The sequence below is a fragment of the Methylophaga lonarensis MPL genome (assembly GCF_000349205.1).
Lineage (GTDB): Bacteria > Pseudomonadota > Gammaproteobacteria > Nitrosococcales > Methylophagaceae > Methylophaga > Methylophaga lonarensis.
This window is the reverse complement of sequence record NZ_APHR01000065.1, coordinates 1-14281: the sequence shown is the minus strand read 5'-3', so window position 1 is coordinate 14281 and position 14281 is coordinate 1. Positions and strand designations below refer to the sequence as shown.

Genomic DNA, 14281 nt, shown 5'->3' with positions numbered 1-14281 from the left:
TCAGACCATGCCAGTCTATGACGCCGAAGAACTTTCTGAATTGATAAGCACTGCGGTTACACCACCAGCTCAGGCGTCGCTTGAGTCGGAGCCGGAAGTAGAAATTGATTTCAAAGTAGTGATAGAGCCCGAGGACAGTGCTGAGCGACCAACGTCGCTCAAACTCAGAACTTTGCGCGTTCACTTCTGAACCGACAGATTCCCAGCCCACCAACGCCACAACCAGCTTCTTGAGAGTCGCACTGTATGCTGGTTTATCTGGACAATTCATTTAATGCTGGATTGTTTTTATCTATCTGTTTTGTATTGATAATTTTCCGATATGGGGGCGTGACTAAATTGAGGAATGGGTCTCAAAACATAATCCCCATAGAAAATGTATGTATTTAAATGCTTATATGGATTGTTGCAAACTCATGAAAAATATTCTAAGAATTAATTAGAAACAACAAAGTTGCGTCAAGACAACTAGAGGCTTAGAGATTTTTCAACAGCAAGGAGACATAGCAATGGACTTAGCTTCGATCAAAAATGGAATCGTCAACTTTCTGCGGGATGAAGAAGGTGCCAGCGGTATTGAATATGCCTTGGTTGCAGCCATGGTAGCAGTAGCTCTGGTCCTGTTTGTTCCTGGGATCAATTCTGCAATCCAGGATATCTTTCAGGGAATTCAGGAAGCACTGACTGGCGAATAAGGCCGGCTGCAGATCATGCTGGAGCTGAGTTCACTGAATTCAGCTACTGGAGAGCATATCCCTGACATCTACCCCTGGCTGATTGGGGGCTGGGCGATTGCGTGTGGTTACGTTGATCTCACGCAACGCCGAATCCCCAACAGCCTTACGCTTGGTGCCGTTGTGCTGGCAGTTTTAATATTGCTGCTGCATGGACACAATGCATTGGGCTTTCCGGTGATGTCCGCAATAACCGCTTTTCTGGTAGCACTTACATTAACATTACCTGCCTATGTCGTCAGATGGATAGGGGCCGGTGATGTGAAAATGCTGGCCGCTATGGCATTGCTGGTTGGATTTCAGTTGCTTTTGCTCAGTTATCTTTTCGCGGTTGTACTTGCTTTGCTGATTTTGATCGCCTGCAGATCAGTGAAACACCACTTGCCTTACCTGAACAATCACCTGCAAGCCTGTGGTCTAGAGCCCTTTATGTATGCTGGTACTGGCAAAAGGTTTATACCGTTTGGCAGTTGTTTGGCTGTCGGTCTTCTGCTCAGCCTTCTGATTTTCAGTCTGCAACCTGCATTGCTGAGTTGACAGGTACTGGCGATGCAGAGACTGACCAATCATCTAAATCGCAATGACCCTCCGGTCAGTCTCAAGTACCAGCGAGGCGCTGCAGCAATTGAAGCAGCTCTGCTGTTTGTTATTTTCTTTTCCCTGTTTTACGCCATTGTCAGTTATTCCTTGCCGATGCTGCTGATGCAGTCCTTCAATCATGCTGCGGCCAGCGGTGCTCGTGCGGCAGTCGCAGTCGACCCCAACGCGTTTTCGGATACCAATGACTATATTTCATCAGGTGTTGAGCCCAGGGTTCGTGCCGTGGTTGCTGACACGTTGAGCTGGTTGCCGGCGGCGGCACGTGCCCAGGTGCTGGGTAATGATAATCAAAATATTGCCATCAATTTTAATCCCGGCAATGGCATGTTGACGGTGACGGTTGCCTATAACGGCTATCGCAATAATCCGTTGGTACCTGTACTTCGATTACCCGCAATTGGTGATGTGCCGAGGTTGCCTGATGACCTATCGGCCAGCGCTATGATTGCTCTGTGATGGGGAGATGCAAAACATTATGTCTGAACAGGAGTTGACCTAATGATGAATGTAACCGGAGTCACTGATGAGTAGTTCTGTGTTAAGAGTTTTGGCGTTGCTGCTGGCAGTTGCTGCGGCAGTGGTGGGTTATCTTGCTATCAGGTCGGCCAGGGTGGGGCAAATGGGCTGGTAACTGAAGCAACAGATGTTGAACCGGTGGTCGTTGAGGCCGAGCGTTATCCGATCACGATTGCGGCGCGTGATATCGAGACTGGTCGGCCCATTACCGATAGCGATGTCACTACAATTTTTGTTGATCGCCCGTTTAGTGATGCATTTACCGAGAGTCAGTCGGTGATTGGCCGGGTGCCGCGTATGGATATTGCTGTGGGCGATATGTTGCTGCCGGGGCATTTTCCGGTTTACAGCACGCTCACTCAGAGCATCCGCTCGGGGGAACGAGCCATGGCAATTCGAGTTGATGAAGTGGTTGGTGCGGGTGGTTTTATCGAGCCGGGTGATTATGTTGATGTATTACTGTTTTTGCAGGCGGGTCAGGAGACCGGGCGTAACAGTTCTGCCCAATTGTTGTTGAGCAATATTCGCGTGTTGGCATTTGGTGATGCGCTGGAGTCATTTGATCGACAGCAGATCAGAACGGCTTCCCGAGCTTATGCCAGTGAGCCAGCACCTGACACCTCAGTTGAGGCAACGGCAAATGACGATGCTTCCGGCAAGCAAAGCAAAACAGCCGTTTTGGCCATTGATCAGGCGGATGTTTCTGCATTGCTGTTGGCGGAATCGACCGGCCGTATTCGTCTGGCACTGGTCGGCGCAGAAGCTGGGCATGAACAATCACTGATACAGGAGCAGGATGATAGTGCAACACCTCGACAGTTTATTACGACTAAATCCTTCTCTCCTGCTGCCCCTGCGGCAGAGGCAGCCCCTGTTCTGGCAACGCCAGTAGCTCCCGTTCGACGCGCTGTTGCCTCGCCACCCACGCCGAGCAAGATCGTCGTGCACAGAGGCAGCCAGGAAACCACCGTCACTTTAGATCAGGAGAATTGACATGCCTCGTCGGACAATGTGCAAACGGATTTGCACGCTTACAGGGTTTTTCAATCAGTCGCTCATAGTCATGTTTTGTCTGCTTGCGTTGTCTGTCCAATCGGTGAGGGCCTATGACAATGTTTTGAAACTGGCGATGGGTCAACAGCACAGCTACCAGTTTGGTCAGCCAATAAAGCGTATTGCAATTGGTGATCCTCAAATTGCCGATGTCACCGTTATAGACGAACAGCAGGTGTTGATCACACCTAAAGCTGCGGGGGTGACCAGTCTGATGTTGTGGTCAGAGGCCGCCCACGATGAGCCTTATCAACTGGCGTTGCTGGTAAGCCGCAATCACATGCCCGGACAGGTTTTACTGGAACAGTCAGGCCATACCGAGTTACAGACTGACAGTGCTGGTGGCAGTCTTGTCTTGTCAGGTGAACTGACCTCACTTGAACAGCATCAGCAGATCCGGCAGATGCTGGATCTGGAGAATTCTGCACAGGTCGATGCCAGCCAGCTGGCATTTGATTCACAGGTGCAAATTGATATCAAAATTGTTGAAATCAGCCGCAACCGTTTGCAGACGGCAGGCTTTTTTCTCGGTAAGAATAACGCCAGCAGAACATTGGCCTTGTCCTCTCCGGGTAATCTGACTGGAGTTCAGTCCGGTCCGGGCGGTAATTTTTCGCTACTCAGCAATGGTTTTTTGCCAGATAGCGGTGCCTTTAACTTTGTTTACGGTCGAGCCGGGCGGGGATTGTTGGGGGTTATTTCAGCGCTGGAAAGCAATGGCTTTGCCTACACACTGGCTGAACCTTCACTGATGGCAATGAGCGGGCAAAGCGCCAATTTTCTTGCGGGCGGCGAGTTTCCGGTCCCGGTGCGTGCGGGCGGTTCCGTCGATAGTGGTATCACCATCGAATACAAGGAGTTTGGTGTACGGCTGTCACTGACACCAACAGTACTTGATCAAAACAGGATTGCCCTGAAAGTAGCACCGGAAGTCAGTGAGCTTGATTTTACCGCAGGCATTCAGAGTGGTGGCGTTGCTGTGCCAGCCTTGCGTATTCGTCGAACGGATACCAGCATTGCGCTGGGCGATGGTGAGAGCTTTGTTATCAGTGGTCTGGTCAGCCAGAGCACCATGTCCAACATCGACAAGTTGCCCGGTCTGGGTGATATCCCGGTGCTGGGCGCCTTTTTCCGTTCCAGTCAGCTTGATCGAAATGACAAAGAGTTATTGATGGTGGTGACACCACATCTTGTCAGACCGATAGCCCGCGATGCTGAATTACCGGAGCTGCCAGGCGAACATTATCGAAATTATCAACCGGATTATTTTGAGTTCTTGCTGCTGGAACGTGGCAATTTTGTTAACCGCACCACGGTGCCTTCTGGTTTTTCCAACTGATGAATATGAACAAGCAACAGAAAAATGCCTTTGTGATAGTGCCAGAAGGAGAAACCCAGGCACGTTGGTTGCAGGATGTGCTTGAGCAGGAAGGAGAGGTAGTCAAGGCTGATGCCAACTCTATAGACAGAGTCAGACAGCTTCTGGATCTGACTGGATCGCAGGTGGTGTTTGTAGGTCTGTCCAGCCAGAACCTGCGGCAGAATATTGCATTTATCGAGGATCTGGTCACGTTTAAAACCATGCTGTTGGTGATTGCGGTGGCTGACCATGCAGATAATGAGTTGCTGCTTGGGGCAATGCGTGCCGGTGCACGTGAATTTATTACCAGCGACACAAAAAGCAGTGAAGTCCTGCGTTTGCTGCATCGACTGCAATTACGTGCACCGGTCGCTTCGCATACTACCGACAAACGAGGACGTATCACTTCGCTGGTCAGTGCTCGACCTGGTGCTGACTCACCGATGCTGGCTTTGCATCTGGCACTTGCTGCGCAAGCTCAGTCAGCCAATGAGAAAACCTTGTTATTGGATTTGGGCACACCTGCGGCCGACACTCTGACTTATCTGGGAATAAATGCGCCTTATGATTTCACAGATGCTGTTCGCAGCTTGCGCCGTCTTGATGAGGTTTTGATTGATACCGCGTTTGCCAAACATGAGAGTGGCCTGAAATTACTGGCACTTCCTGAAAACCACAATGGCATCGGTGAAGTAACTTCGGCGGATGTCTATGTTCTCTTGAATGTTTTGCAGCGATACTTCAGCAATATTGTTATCAATCTTGGTGGCGTACCTTATTCAGATTTTCTCAATCTGATAGTCAATAACTCTGACACAACACTGGTGGTACTGGAGCAAAGCGTACCCAGCTGCAAACAAAATATGCAGCTGATTCGCAAACTGACTCAAGGGTCGACGGATACCTCGTCGATCAAACTGGTGGTTGACCACTACCTGCCCAGCCTGCCGCCAGATGCGGATAATCTGGCGCGAGGCCTGAATCTCGAGTTGCTGATGACTCTGCCATCATCAGGCATGGCACGCCTGAAAATGATGAATTCAGGGGAGAGTTTATTCAAGTGTGCACCGAGAGATCCCTACACGCTGGCAGTTCGCAAAATGGCAAAAAGACTCTATTCCAAGCAGGTGACTGGCACCTCTGAAACCGCCAATAACAGCTTGATCGGCAGAGTAAAAGCCTGGATGCGTATTGGATAGGATGACTTGATTATGGCCTTTGAATATCCACACTACGATTTTAGCCTGAAACATACCCAGAGTTATCAGGACATCAAATATGCCTTGCATCGTTATCTGATTGCGCGAGTCGAGGAAGATAAAGTACCCGTGGCCGACTGGCCAGAATCGCAGTTATTGGAGTACGTGTATAACCATGTCACCGACTATGCCAATCAGCGACATTTTGCAGTCAGTAGTCAGGATCTGGATGAACTGACAGAAGAAATGGTCAATGAGCTGGTCGGCTACGGCCCGTTGCATGCACTGCTGGAAGACGATGCCATCAGCGATATCATGGTCAATGGCGCCTATCATGTGTTCTACGAAAAAAATGGTCGGGTGCAGGAATCCAGCTTGCGATTTATTGATAACGAACACGTACTGCGTGTGCTCCGCCGCATTATTGCGCCGATGGGCCGTCGTCTTGATGAATCCAGTCCGATGGTTGATGCCCGGTTGCCGGATGGTAGTAGGGTCAATGCCATCATTCCACCATTGGCCATTGATGGGCCTTGTGTTTCCATTCGTAAGTTCCGTCGGGAAATGCTGCGCGAAAGTGATTTGCTGGTTTATGGATCATTGAGTCAGGACATGCTCGATTTGCTGACACGTGCAGTACGTGCTCGCTGCAATATTGTTGTCAGTGGCGGCACGGGTACCGGTAAAACCACCATGTTAAACGTGCTGAGCCGCTTTATTGACCCGGCACAACGCATTGTCACGATTGAAGATGCTGCCGAGTTGCAGCTTGGCCACAGTCATGTGGTACGGCTTGAGACCCGTCCTCCCAATGTTGAAGGCACTGGTGAAGTTCGCGCTCGAGATCTGGTACGCAATGCATTAAGAATGCGCCCGGATCGCATTATTGTGGGTGAAGTGCGTGGCGAGGAAGTGCTTGATGTATTGCAGGCGATGAACACCGGCCATGATGGTTCCATGAGCACTGTGCATGCCAATAACACCCGTGACGCCCTGGTGAGATTGGAAATGCTGTCATCGCTGGCCAATTTTCGCGGTGGGACGGATGTGTTGCGGGAAATGATCGCCTCGGCCGTTGATTTGGTGCTGCATGTCACCCGATTTGCCGATGGAACCCGTCGCATCACCTCAATTGCTGAAATCACCGGTTATCGGGATGGACAGTTCATGCTTAACGAGCTGTTTAATTACGACGTGCAGAGCAATAGCTTTGCCTGTAACAGCATGCAAGCCAGCAATATCAAGTTTCAGCACAATGGTCAGGCTGAGAGGGGAAAGCAGTTTGATTGATGCGATGCACTTCTTGCTGGTGATGGCTGTACTGTTGCTATTGATAGCAGGCTGGATTGTACTCAAGAGCAATAGTCAGGAACTCAGCGAAAAGACAAATCGCCGTTTTGCTGACACCGCCGGTATTAATATCGACGGCAAGAAAGTTAAACAGAAGGTCAACAGGGTCAATCCAGTGGAAAAACTGTTCTGGCGAGCCGGCGTTAACCTCAATCAATCACAGCTTGTCGGATTGATCGGTCTGGTCATTTTGCTGGCGTTTATTGCAGCGATTTACCAGGGCATTGTGTTGGCACTGCTGATTGCACTGTTTGCTGTTCTGATGATGTATCTGTGGTTGTGGCAGCGGGCACGTAGCCGAATCAAGGCAATATTGGTGCAGTTGCCGTTATTTCTGGATCAAGTGCTGCGGGCACTGAGCACGGGTCGCAGCATGGAGAGCGCGCTGGCACTCGCAGTCAGTGAAACGCCAAACCCCTTGCAGGAAATCTTTGCCAGGGTGTTACGTGCCAACCGGCTTGGCGAGGATCTTGGTGAAGCCATTCAAGAAGCGGCTGACTTATACCGGGTTCAGGAGTTGTACCTGGTGTCACTGGCCGTTCGAGTTAATCGAACTTACGGCAGCAGTGTGCGGGACATGCTCGGTAACATCGTGAAAATGATTCATGATCGGGAAGCTGCCCGCCGGGAGTTGCGAACTATGACAGGCGAAACCCGAGTGACAGCCTGGGTATTGGGTTTGCTTCCGGTGCTGATGGCTGTTTACATCATGCTGATGAATCCCTCCTACATGCTGGGAATGTGGCAAGACAGCTCGGGACAAGTGCTGTTGATCGCGGCGCTTGTGTTTCAAAGCATCGGTGCGCTGGCCTTGTGGCGCATGATCAAGAGCATATAGGGGGAGAGGGTGTCAGTCTGGATGACGATGTTGTTGATAACGGTACTCCTGCTGTCAGTCATATTGCTGCTCGCGGCAGAGTGGCGTTCGCGTAGTGCCGATATTGCGTCACAGCGACGTTTCTATGAGTTACTTGAACAGAAATCCTTGGATACGGAAGAAGACAAAAGTTGGGCGCGCATGGTGGTTCGCCGAATGGGCCACAGCAAGATCGGACGTAGCCTGCCCAAATTGGAAGATCAGGAAGCCATTTTGTTATTGAAGCAGGCGGGATGGTACAGCCTGACTGGTCGAACCGTTTATATGCTGGCTGGACGAATGTTACCGCTGATATTTACAGCGATATTGCTGTTTATTCTGTTGTTCTCACAAGCCACTCTAGTCATGGAAGACTGGGCAAAGCTGTTTATCGCCGCGGGCATTGGCTATTTGCTGCCCAAGCAGGTTTTACGTCGCAAAGCTCGGCTGAGACGCAGCCAGCTAGCCAGAGAAATGCCCACGGCAATTCATTTGTTGCGCATGTTGTTTGAAGCCGGTCTGTCAACCGAGCATGCCCTGCGTGTGCTGTATCAGGAAGGCACGGTGTTAACGCCAGAGTTATCCAGAGAGTTGAATATGGTACTTCGGCAGATCGACGCAGGTCTCGAGCCTGCCAATGCCCTGGCCGAAATGGCTGCGCCACTTGAAGTCAATGAATTGTCTGATACGGTCGCCATTCTCAAACAAGTCAGTCTGCATGGTGGCAATATTCGCGACACCCTGATCAAGTTTGGTCAACTGATTGAAGAGCGTCAGCTTTCTGCGCTACGTGAGTACGTTAATACCCTGTCCGGCAAAATGTCGGTGGTAATGATGGTGTTTTTATTCCCGGCCTTGCTGATTTTTCTGGCTGGACCGGGATTTATGGCTTTGGCCAAGGGATTGATGGGCGTGTCATGAAATATCTTATATCGATTGCATTTGTGCTGGCGCTCATGGGTTGTGCCCAGACCGGTGAGCAACGCTCAGCCATGAGCAGCAAGCAATATTGTGAGGGTCGGATAGATGCAGACACGGCAATGAAGCTGGATTTGATCGAGCAATTGATGGCGGGGGGGCGTTTACACGCGGCGCTGGCACACCTGGATAACCTGGATAGCCAAACCTTGCATGCCCGCTATCTGCGTGCCGAAATTTTGCGACAAACCGGGCGAACCGATAACGCCGAACAGCTCTATGAAACACTGCTGGATACCTGTATGCAAGGTCAGGGACATCATGGTCTTGGCCTAATTGCCGGACGTCAGCAGCAACTGGATAAAGCCAGTCAACAGTTGGCACAGGCGGCACGTCTGCTACCGGTGGATGCGCGAGTGCGTAATGATTACGGCTATGTGTTGTTGCTAAAAGGCGAGTTGCCTGCGGCACGTGCAGAGTTTTTAACTGCGATGGAGCTGGATGATCAGGCTGGCCTCGCCGCGACCAATATGCTGTTGCTGTTACTGCTTAACAATCAACAAGCAGAAGCTGAATCACTGTCCAGACGCATGCAGCTGGATGCAAAGGCACTGGCTGACTTGACCTCGCAGGCCGAACAAATCCGTAACAGCAGTGAATATCGATAAACATGCTTCATCGTAAAGAGGTTCAGTGTATGAGATATTTCAAACTCAATTTTATGACAGCAGCTCTGCTGCTGAGCAATGCCATGGTAATAGTGCATGCTGATCAGCCAATAGTAATTCACAATCCACCAGATATGGTGATTATCAATCAGCCGCCTGTCACGGGACAACAAACAAATCAGTGGCTGGAACTGCAGCGAAGCGGGGATCAGGCATCAACCCAGCGACAACCTTTGTCAGGACCCATCGCGGATCGTGTTTATCAACGTTATTCAGACAGTTTCAGTCATCCGATACCGGAATATTACACGGCCGATGACAGTGGCCAGATAAGCAGTGGCCGTTGAAACTTGCTGCGTTCGGTGTGGCTAATGCTCGCTTTAAAGGCAGTCTGATGTCGGGCAGTCATCCACAATATCAGAGAGGTGCCATCGGATTGTTGGGCATCCTGACTCTGTTGCTGGCGGTATTATTTGCCGCACTGGTGATTGATACTGGCCGATTGATGCTAGAGCAAAGACGTTTGCAAATGGTGGCTGATATGGCCGTGCTGGATGCTTCATCAGGTGCTGGACACTGTGGTGATGGCAGTCTGCAATCCGCACAGTTACTGGCTCAGCAAAGCGCAGCAAACCATCACCACATGACTCAGCCCAGCGACACACTGGATGTTCGCTTGGGAACGCTGAGTACAGGTGCGGGTGGTTTACGACAATTTGTCGACAGCAATGCGTCAATGGCTTCGGCGGTCCGGGTCACCGCAGGGCGCTCGGTGCCAGCAAGTTTTTTTGCCGGGGGCTTACTGGGCAATGATGTCACCTTGTCTGCGACAGCAGTGGCTGAGCGACGAGCCATTGCCGGTTTTTCGGCTGGCAGCATGTTGCTTGGTCTTTCGGACAGTGATGCGGCTTTGTTAAACCTTTTGTTGACCGGCATTCTTGGTTCGCCGGTCAACCTGAGCCTGCTGAGTTATCAGGGGATCGCCTCAACCCAGATCAGTCTTGCCGATTTGGTCTCTGCTTCCGCAACCGCTGGCAGTGTTGAACAACTTCTGAATACCAATATGAATGTTGCTGAGCTGTTGCATTTGTATGCCGATGCAGTTGGACAGGGCGCCGCAGATGTGGCGGTGATTGCTGCTATGCAGTCCCTGGCTGCGGCATCAGTTGATACGCTTAACCTGACAATTGGTGATTTGCTTGATGTGACTACAGACTCACCAGAGCAGGCTGCAGAAGCTGATATTAATCTACTAGATCTGTTAACAACGACCGCGCTGGTTGCCAATGGCGGTCAGGCATTATTGCTGCCACTCGATCTGACGCTCCCCGGAATAGCCAGTATCTCTTCGCAACTGACGGTTACTGAACCACCACAAATCGCTATAGGTCCACCGCTACGTGACAGTAATGGTGAGTGGCGGACCCGAGTGCAAACAGCGCAGATTGAAATGCAAACCCTGATCCAAGGTGATATCAATCTGAATGTTGCTGGCTTGATTGGGGCTCGAGCAACCGTCGATTTGGCATTGCAACTGGCAGTGGCTCAAGGCAGTGCCTGGTTGCAGCAAATACAGTGCAGCAGTCTGCAAACCAACCATGCTGTGGTGACAATCGGCACACAACCCGGCATCGCAGATTTACGAATGACACGTGCCAGTGATAGTGGAGCCACTATGGGACGTATCGATGTCTCGGCTCAGGTGTTGTTGTTGGGTCAGATACCTGTCGCTCGAGTCGATGTTGGTCTCGGACTGCCTTTGCATCATTCAGGCGGCGTAGCATTGGTTTATGGCGTTGATCTCAGAGATGCAGATGCCTTGCCAATGGTGCAGACAGCATCAACAGATGTCGGTGCCAGTCTGGAAAACCTGTCCGGCAGTTTGACAACAGATGTGACCTTGCTGGGTGTGCTGCCTGTACCATTACTGGACCAGTTGATTGTGGATGCACTGTTATCACAACTGCTTGCCCCGATACTGGTCGCTCTGGCTCAGACCACTGTCGACCCCTTGCTATCGGTGTTGGGCATAGATGGCGGAGCAATTTCTGTACAACTGTTTTCAGTTGAAATGGACCGACCCGATCTGATGATGTGATCAGCTATCGTTGGCGTCAGTCAATGTACTGTGATGCCAGTGCACTTGGTTTCGGCCAGCAGTTTTAACCTGATACAAGGCGTCATCAGCCAGTCTGACCATTGTTTCTGGTGAAGTGGCGGGATCAGCAAACACAGTCACGCCGCCCAGGCTGATGGTGACTTGTCCCAGCGCCGTATCCTCATTAACTATTTTCAGATCTTCAACCCGTTTACGCATTTGTTCTGCCAGCTGATAGGCATCATTGCGCGGGGTCTGGTTGAGTACGATCACAAATTCTTCACCACCATACCGGGCAACAAAGTCTGTGGGACGGCGTGCTGATTCAGCCAGTGCCTGAGCAACGATAGCCAGACAGCGATCGCCTTCCTGATGACCATAGTGGTCGTTGAATTTCTTGAAATGATCGATATCCACCATAATCAGTGATATGGGCAATCCGGAGCGGCTGGCTCGGGACCATTCCTCGTTGAGTACCTGGTCAAAACGGCGGCGATTAGCGACGTGGGTTAATTTATCCTCACCTGCATCCGATTCCAGACCAAAACGGGAAATCAGATCGTCCATCAGATCCTGACGTCGTTGTGCAGCCGAATAGTACAGCAGGCAAATGGTCAGCAGCAGCGCGGGTATCAGTTGCCAGTCAGGATCTCCGCTCATGAACAACAGCATGACAATTGTCGGCAATAGCGTACCCAGCATGAAACCGAGATAAATCGAGGGGAAGGCACTGTGACGGAAGATTCCAGCTGCCGCTGCTGCAGTCAGTATCAGTACGATGACAATTCTGGTGTGAGCGTCGAGCTGTGGAAACAGTAACGCAGTCAGACCGAGGCTGAGACCTGCTCCAAGGGCAGCCAGACTGACAGAGGAGATTTGGTGGTTTTGAATGTCTGTACCGGTGCGTCGCTGGTATCGCTGACTGATCAGCCACTGCCAGATAGCCCCCGTCATTGCAATTATCAGCCAGCTCAAGAATAGTCCGGTAGTCAATTGAGTGACAAGATAGCCAGCCAGCAAGGCAACAAAAGCCAAGTGTTGCAACAGGGCAGCGATAGGATGTCTATGCAGTTCTTTGAATAGAAAGGCCGATAGTTGGTGCGGATTTATCACACTGTTTTCCCAAGTCGCCTGATTCAAGATGACAGCGTCTGCATTTCTATACCGCGTCATGTCCTTATATGAAGGCATTTTGTCAGCACTGCCACCACATGGCAATATTGACAATCTGCAGACTTCGGGCACAGTGGTGCTGGAACCATCCTGCAAAACAGGGTGTCCAGTGCTGGTGCCAAAAATTTAGCTGACGGCAGGCAATAAATACAGGTCTGAGTGGCGCGCTGTCATCAGCTGATGTGCTTGAACATAACAACAACGGAATAACAAAATGAGTCGATTAGGTGGCTGGCTGGCTTTTGCCTTACTGGTTGTGCTGATGGTGCTGTTGATGGTGCAAATTGATCGACAGTGGGCCCGCATGAATGACATGACACGAATCATGCAGGAACAGGCGGAAGACATACGCAGAACTCGCAGTTTGCTGAGACAGCTTGAACATAATCTGCGTAATGCGCAGTTTGAATCACCAACTACCAGAGTTGTCGCCAGTGAGCGACAAAAACCTGATGCCTTCGAGCGAGTGCGTGAGGCTGCCGAGCAAACTGACTATGCTGCGGGAGACTGGCTGATGCTGGCGTTTGGTTCCGGTATTCGTACTTTGACACCGCTTGTGTCATCGGATGCTTATTCATCCGAAGTGCAGAACTATGTGCTTGAGTCATTGCTGGTTCGTGACCCGGATACGCTGGATTGGAGCGGTCTTCTTGCGGAAGACTGGGTGATTTCATCTGATGGACTCACCATTACGTTCACGCTTAGACGTGATGTCAATTTTTCCGATGGCGTTCCACTGACAGCCCATGACGTGCAGTTTACTTTTGATTTCATCATGAACGAAATCATTGCTGCGCCTCGACATAGAGCCTATCTGGCTCGCATCGAACGTGTCACGGCACTTGACGACTACCATGTTGAGTTTGTATTCAACGAACCCTATTTCAACAGTCTGCAGCTGGCTGGCTCCATGTCGATACTGCCGCAGCATTTTTACAGCAAATACATCGACGACCCACGTACATTTAACGAGAGCAGGGGATTGCTGCTCGGCTCAGGTCCATACAGAATGTTGGACCCTGAAAACTGGACTCCCGACCAGGGCAGGATTGAGCTGGAGAGAAACCCGCGCTACTGGGGGCCGGTTGATCCTTCATTCGACCGAATTGTATGGCGAGTGATTGAAAACGACAGTGCACGTCTGACCACTTTCAGGAATGGCGATATCGATGTTTACGGTGCCAGACCGCGTGAGTATCAACGCCTGCTCGATGACTCTTCATTGATGGAGCGCTCCTCCCATTTCGAATATATGAGTCCGACTGCTGGATATAACTACATCGGATGGAATCAGGAGCGAGCCGGAGAACAGACTCGTTTTGCCGACATTCGGGTGCGCAGGGCGATGTCGATGCTGACTGATGTAAATCGAATCATTGACGAGATTTTTATTGGTTATGCTGAGCCCGCTGTCAGTCCTTTTAGCCCGCGTTCACCACAGCATGATCCTGCCAATCAGCCAATACCTTTTGATCTGACTCGTGCTCGTGAGTTGCTTACAGAAGCCGGTTACGCGGATAGGAATGGTGATGGTGTGCTTCAGGACGCTGACGGAAATAATTTCGAATTTGAAATGACTTTCTTTCAGGACAATGAAGATACCCGACGTATGGTTTTGTTCCTGAGAGATCTCTACGCCAGAGCAGGTATTCTGATGAGACCACGACCTACAGAATGGTCAGTGATGATTGATGAATATCAGCAAAAGGATTTGGATGCCTCACACTGGGCTGGACCTCGGGTATCGAGATAGATA

General features: G+C 50.7%; 15 protein-coding genes. 14 read left to right on the top strand and 1 reads right to left on the bottom strand.

The window, feature by feature from the left end; all coding sequences use genetic code 11:
- The 13 genes from MPL1_RS13725 to MPL1_RS11120 all read left to right on the top strand — a co-directional run.
- Positions 1-190: hypothetical protein (locus tag MPL1_RS13725; protein WP_009727244.1), on the top strand; the 190-nt coding region annotated here is incomplete at its 5' end.
- 319 nt (positions 191-509) lie between these two features.
- The gene (locus tag MPL1_RS11175) at positions 510-695 is read left to right on the top strand and encodes a Flp family type IVb pilin (RefSeq protein WP_009727243.1); all 186 of its coding nucleotides are present in this window, start codon (positions 510-512) and stop codon (positions 693-695) included.
- 15 nt (positions 696-710) lie between these two features.
- Positions 711-1271 (top strand): prepilin peptidase, encoded by a 561-nt coding sequence (locus tag MPL1_RS11170; protein ID WP_009727242.1) that lies wholly within the window; start codon positions 711-713, stop codon positions 1269-1271.
- Between the two features lie 12 nt (positions 1272-1283).
- On the top strand, positions 1284-1790 hold the full coding sequence (locus MPL1_RS11165; RefSeq protein ID WP_009727241.1) for a TadE family protein: 507 nt from the start codon (positions 1284-1286) through the stop codon (positions 1788-1790).
- A gap of 198 nt (positions 1791-1988) precedes the next feature.
- Positions 1989-2843, top strand: a complete 855-nt coding sequence (gene cpaB, locus MPL1_RS11160) for a Flp pilus assembly protein CpaB (RefSeq protein WP_009727240.1) — start codon at positions 1989-1991, stop codon at positions 2841-2843.
- Between the two features lie 16 nt (positions 2844-2859).
- The gene (locus MPL1_RS11155) at positions 2860-4242 is read left to right on the top strand and encodes a type II and III secretion system protein family protein (RefSeq protein ID WP_051057074.1); all 1383 of its coding nucleotides are present in this window, start codon (positions 2860-2862) and stop codon (positions 4240-4242) included.
- Positions 4242-5462: a hypothetical protein gene (locus MPL1_RS11150; protein WP_009727238.1), complete on the top strand. Its 1221-nt coding sequence runs from the start codon at positions 4242-4244 to the stop codon at positions 5460-5462. The genes MPL1_RS11155 and MPL1_RS11150 overlap by 1 nt, the downstream gene beginning before the upstream one ends.
- A 12-nt stretch (positions 5463-5474) precedes the next feature.
- On the top strand, positions 5475-6752 hold the full coding sequence (locus tag MPL1_RS11145; RefSeq protein ID WP_009727237.1) for a CpaF family protein: 1278 nt from the start codon (positions 5475-5477) through the stop codon (positions 6750-6752).
- Positions 6745-7650, top strand: a complete 906-nt coding sequence (locus tag MPL1_RS11140) for a type II secretion system F family protein (RefSeq protein ID WP_009727236.1) — start codon at positions 6745-6747, stop codon at positions 7648-7650. Before MPL1_RS11145 ends, MPL1_RS11140 begins: the two co-directional genes overlap by 8 nt.
- A 27-nt stretch (positions 7651-7677) precedes the next feature.
- A complete protein-coding gene (locus MPL1_RS11135; RefSeq protein ID WP_009727235.1) occupies positions 7678-8589 on the top strand; it encodes a type II secretion system F family protein in 912 nt (303 codons plus the stop codon).
- Positions 8586-9254: a tetratricopeptide repeat protein gene (locus MPL1_RS11130; protein ID WP_009727234.1), complete on the top strand. Its 669-nt coding sequence runs from the start codon at positions 8586-8588 to the stop codon at positions 9252-9254. Before MPL1_RS11135 ends, MPL1_RS11130 begins: the two co-directional genes overlap by 4 nt.
- 29 nt (positions 9255-9283) lie before the next feature.
- Positions 9284-9601 (top strand): DUF3613 domain-containing protein, encoded by a 318-nt coding sequence (locus tag MPL1_RS11125; RefSeq protein ID WP_009727233.1) that lies wholly within the window; start codon positions 9284-9286, stop codon positions 9599-9601.
- Positions 9598-11352 (top strand): TadG family pilus assembly protein, encoded by a 1755-nt coding sequence (locus MPL1_RS11120; RefSeq protein ID WP_009727232.1) that lies wholly within the window; start codon positions 9598-9600, stop codon positions 11350-11352. The genes MPL1_RS11125 and MPL1_RS11120 overlap by 4 nt, the downstream gene beginning before the upstream one ends.
- Here the strand turns inward: MPL1_RS11120 and MPL1_RS11115 are convergent, their stop codons facing one another.
- A complete protein-coding gene (locus tag MPL1_RS11115; protein ID WP_040577131.1) occupies positions 11353-12465 on the bottom strand; it encodes a GGDEF domain-containing protein in 1113 nt (370 codons plus the stop codon). It abuts the gene before it with no gap.
- Positions 12466-12739: 274 nt separating this feature from the next.
- On the opposite strand from MPL1_RS11115, the gene MPL1_RS11110 reads away from it, so the two are divergent.
- Positions 12740-14278: an ABC transporter substrate-binding protein gene (locus MPL1_RS11110; RefSeq protein WP_009727230.1), complete on the top strand. Its 1539-nt coding sequence runs from the start codon at positions 12740-12742 to the stop codon at positions 14276-14278.
- The last annotated feature ends 3 nt before the right edge of the window (positions 14279-14281 follow it).

Excerpts from the sequence above, each read along its gene's own strand:
- MPL1_RS11175 (WP_009727243.1), top strand. The coding sequence starts at position 510 with ATGGACTTAGCTTCGATCAAAAATGGAATCGTCAACTTTCTGCGGGAT.
- MPL1_RS11170 (WP_009727242.1), top strand. The coding sequence starts at position 711 with ATGCTGGAGCTGAGTTCACTGAATTCAGCTACTGGAGAGCATATCCCT.
- MPL1_RS11165 (WP_009727241.1), top strand. The coding sequence starts at position 1,284 with ATGCAGAGACTGACCAATCATCTAAATCGCAATGACCCTCCGGTCAGT.
- MPL1_RS11155 (WP_051057074.1), top strand. The coding sequence starts at position 2,860 with ATGTGCAAACGGATTTGCACGCTTACAGGGTTTTTCAATCAGTCGCTC.
- MPL1_RS11150 (WP_009727238.1), top strand. The coding sequence starts at position 4,242 with ATGAATATGAACAAGCAACAGAAAAATGCCTTTGTGATAGTGCCAGAA.
- MPL1_RS11145 (WP_009727237.1), top strand. The coding sequence starts at position 5,475 with ATGGCCTTTGAATATCCACACTACGATTTTAGCCTGAAACATACCCAG.
- MPL1_RS11135 (WP_009727235.1), top strand. The coding sequence starts at position 7,678 with ATGTTGTTGATAACGGTACTCCTGCTGTCAGTCATATTGCTGCTCGCG.
- MPL1_RS11130 (WP_009727234.1), top strand. The coding sequence starts at position 8,586 with ATGAAATATCTTATATCGATTGCATTTGTGCTGGCGCTCATGGGTTGT.
- MPL1_RS11125 (WP_009727233.1), top strand. The coding sequence starts at position 9,284 with ATGAGATATTTCAAACTCAATTTTATGACAGCAGCTCTGCTGCTGAGC.
- MPL1_RS11110 (WP_009727230.1), top strand. The coding sequence starts at position 12,740 with ATGAGTCGATTAGGTGGCTGGCTGGCTTTTGCCTTACTGGTTGTGCTG.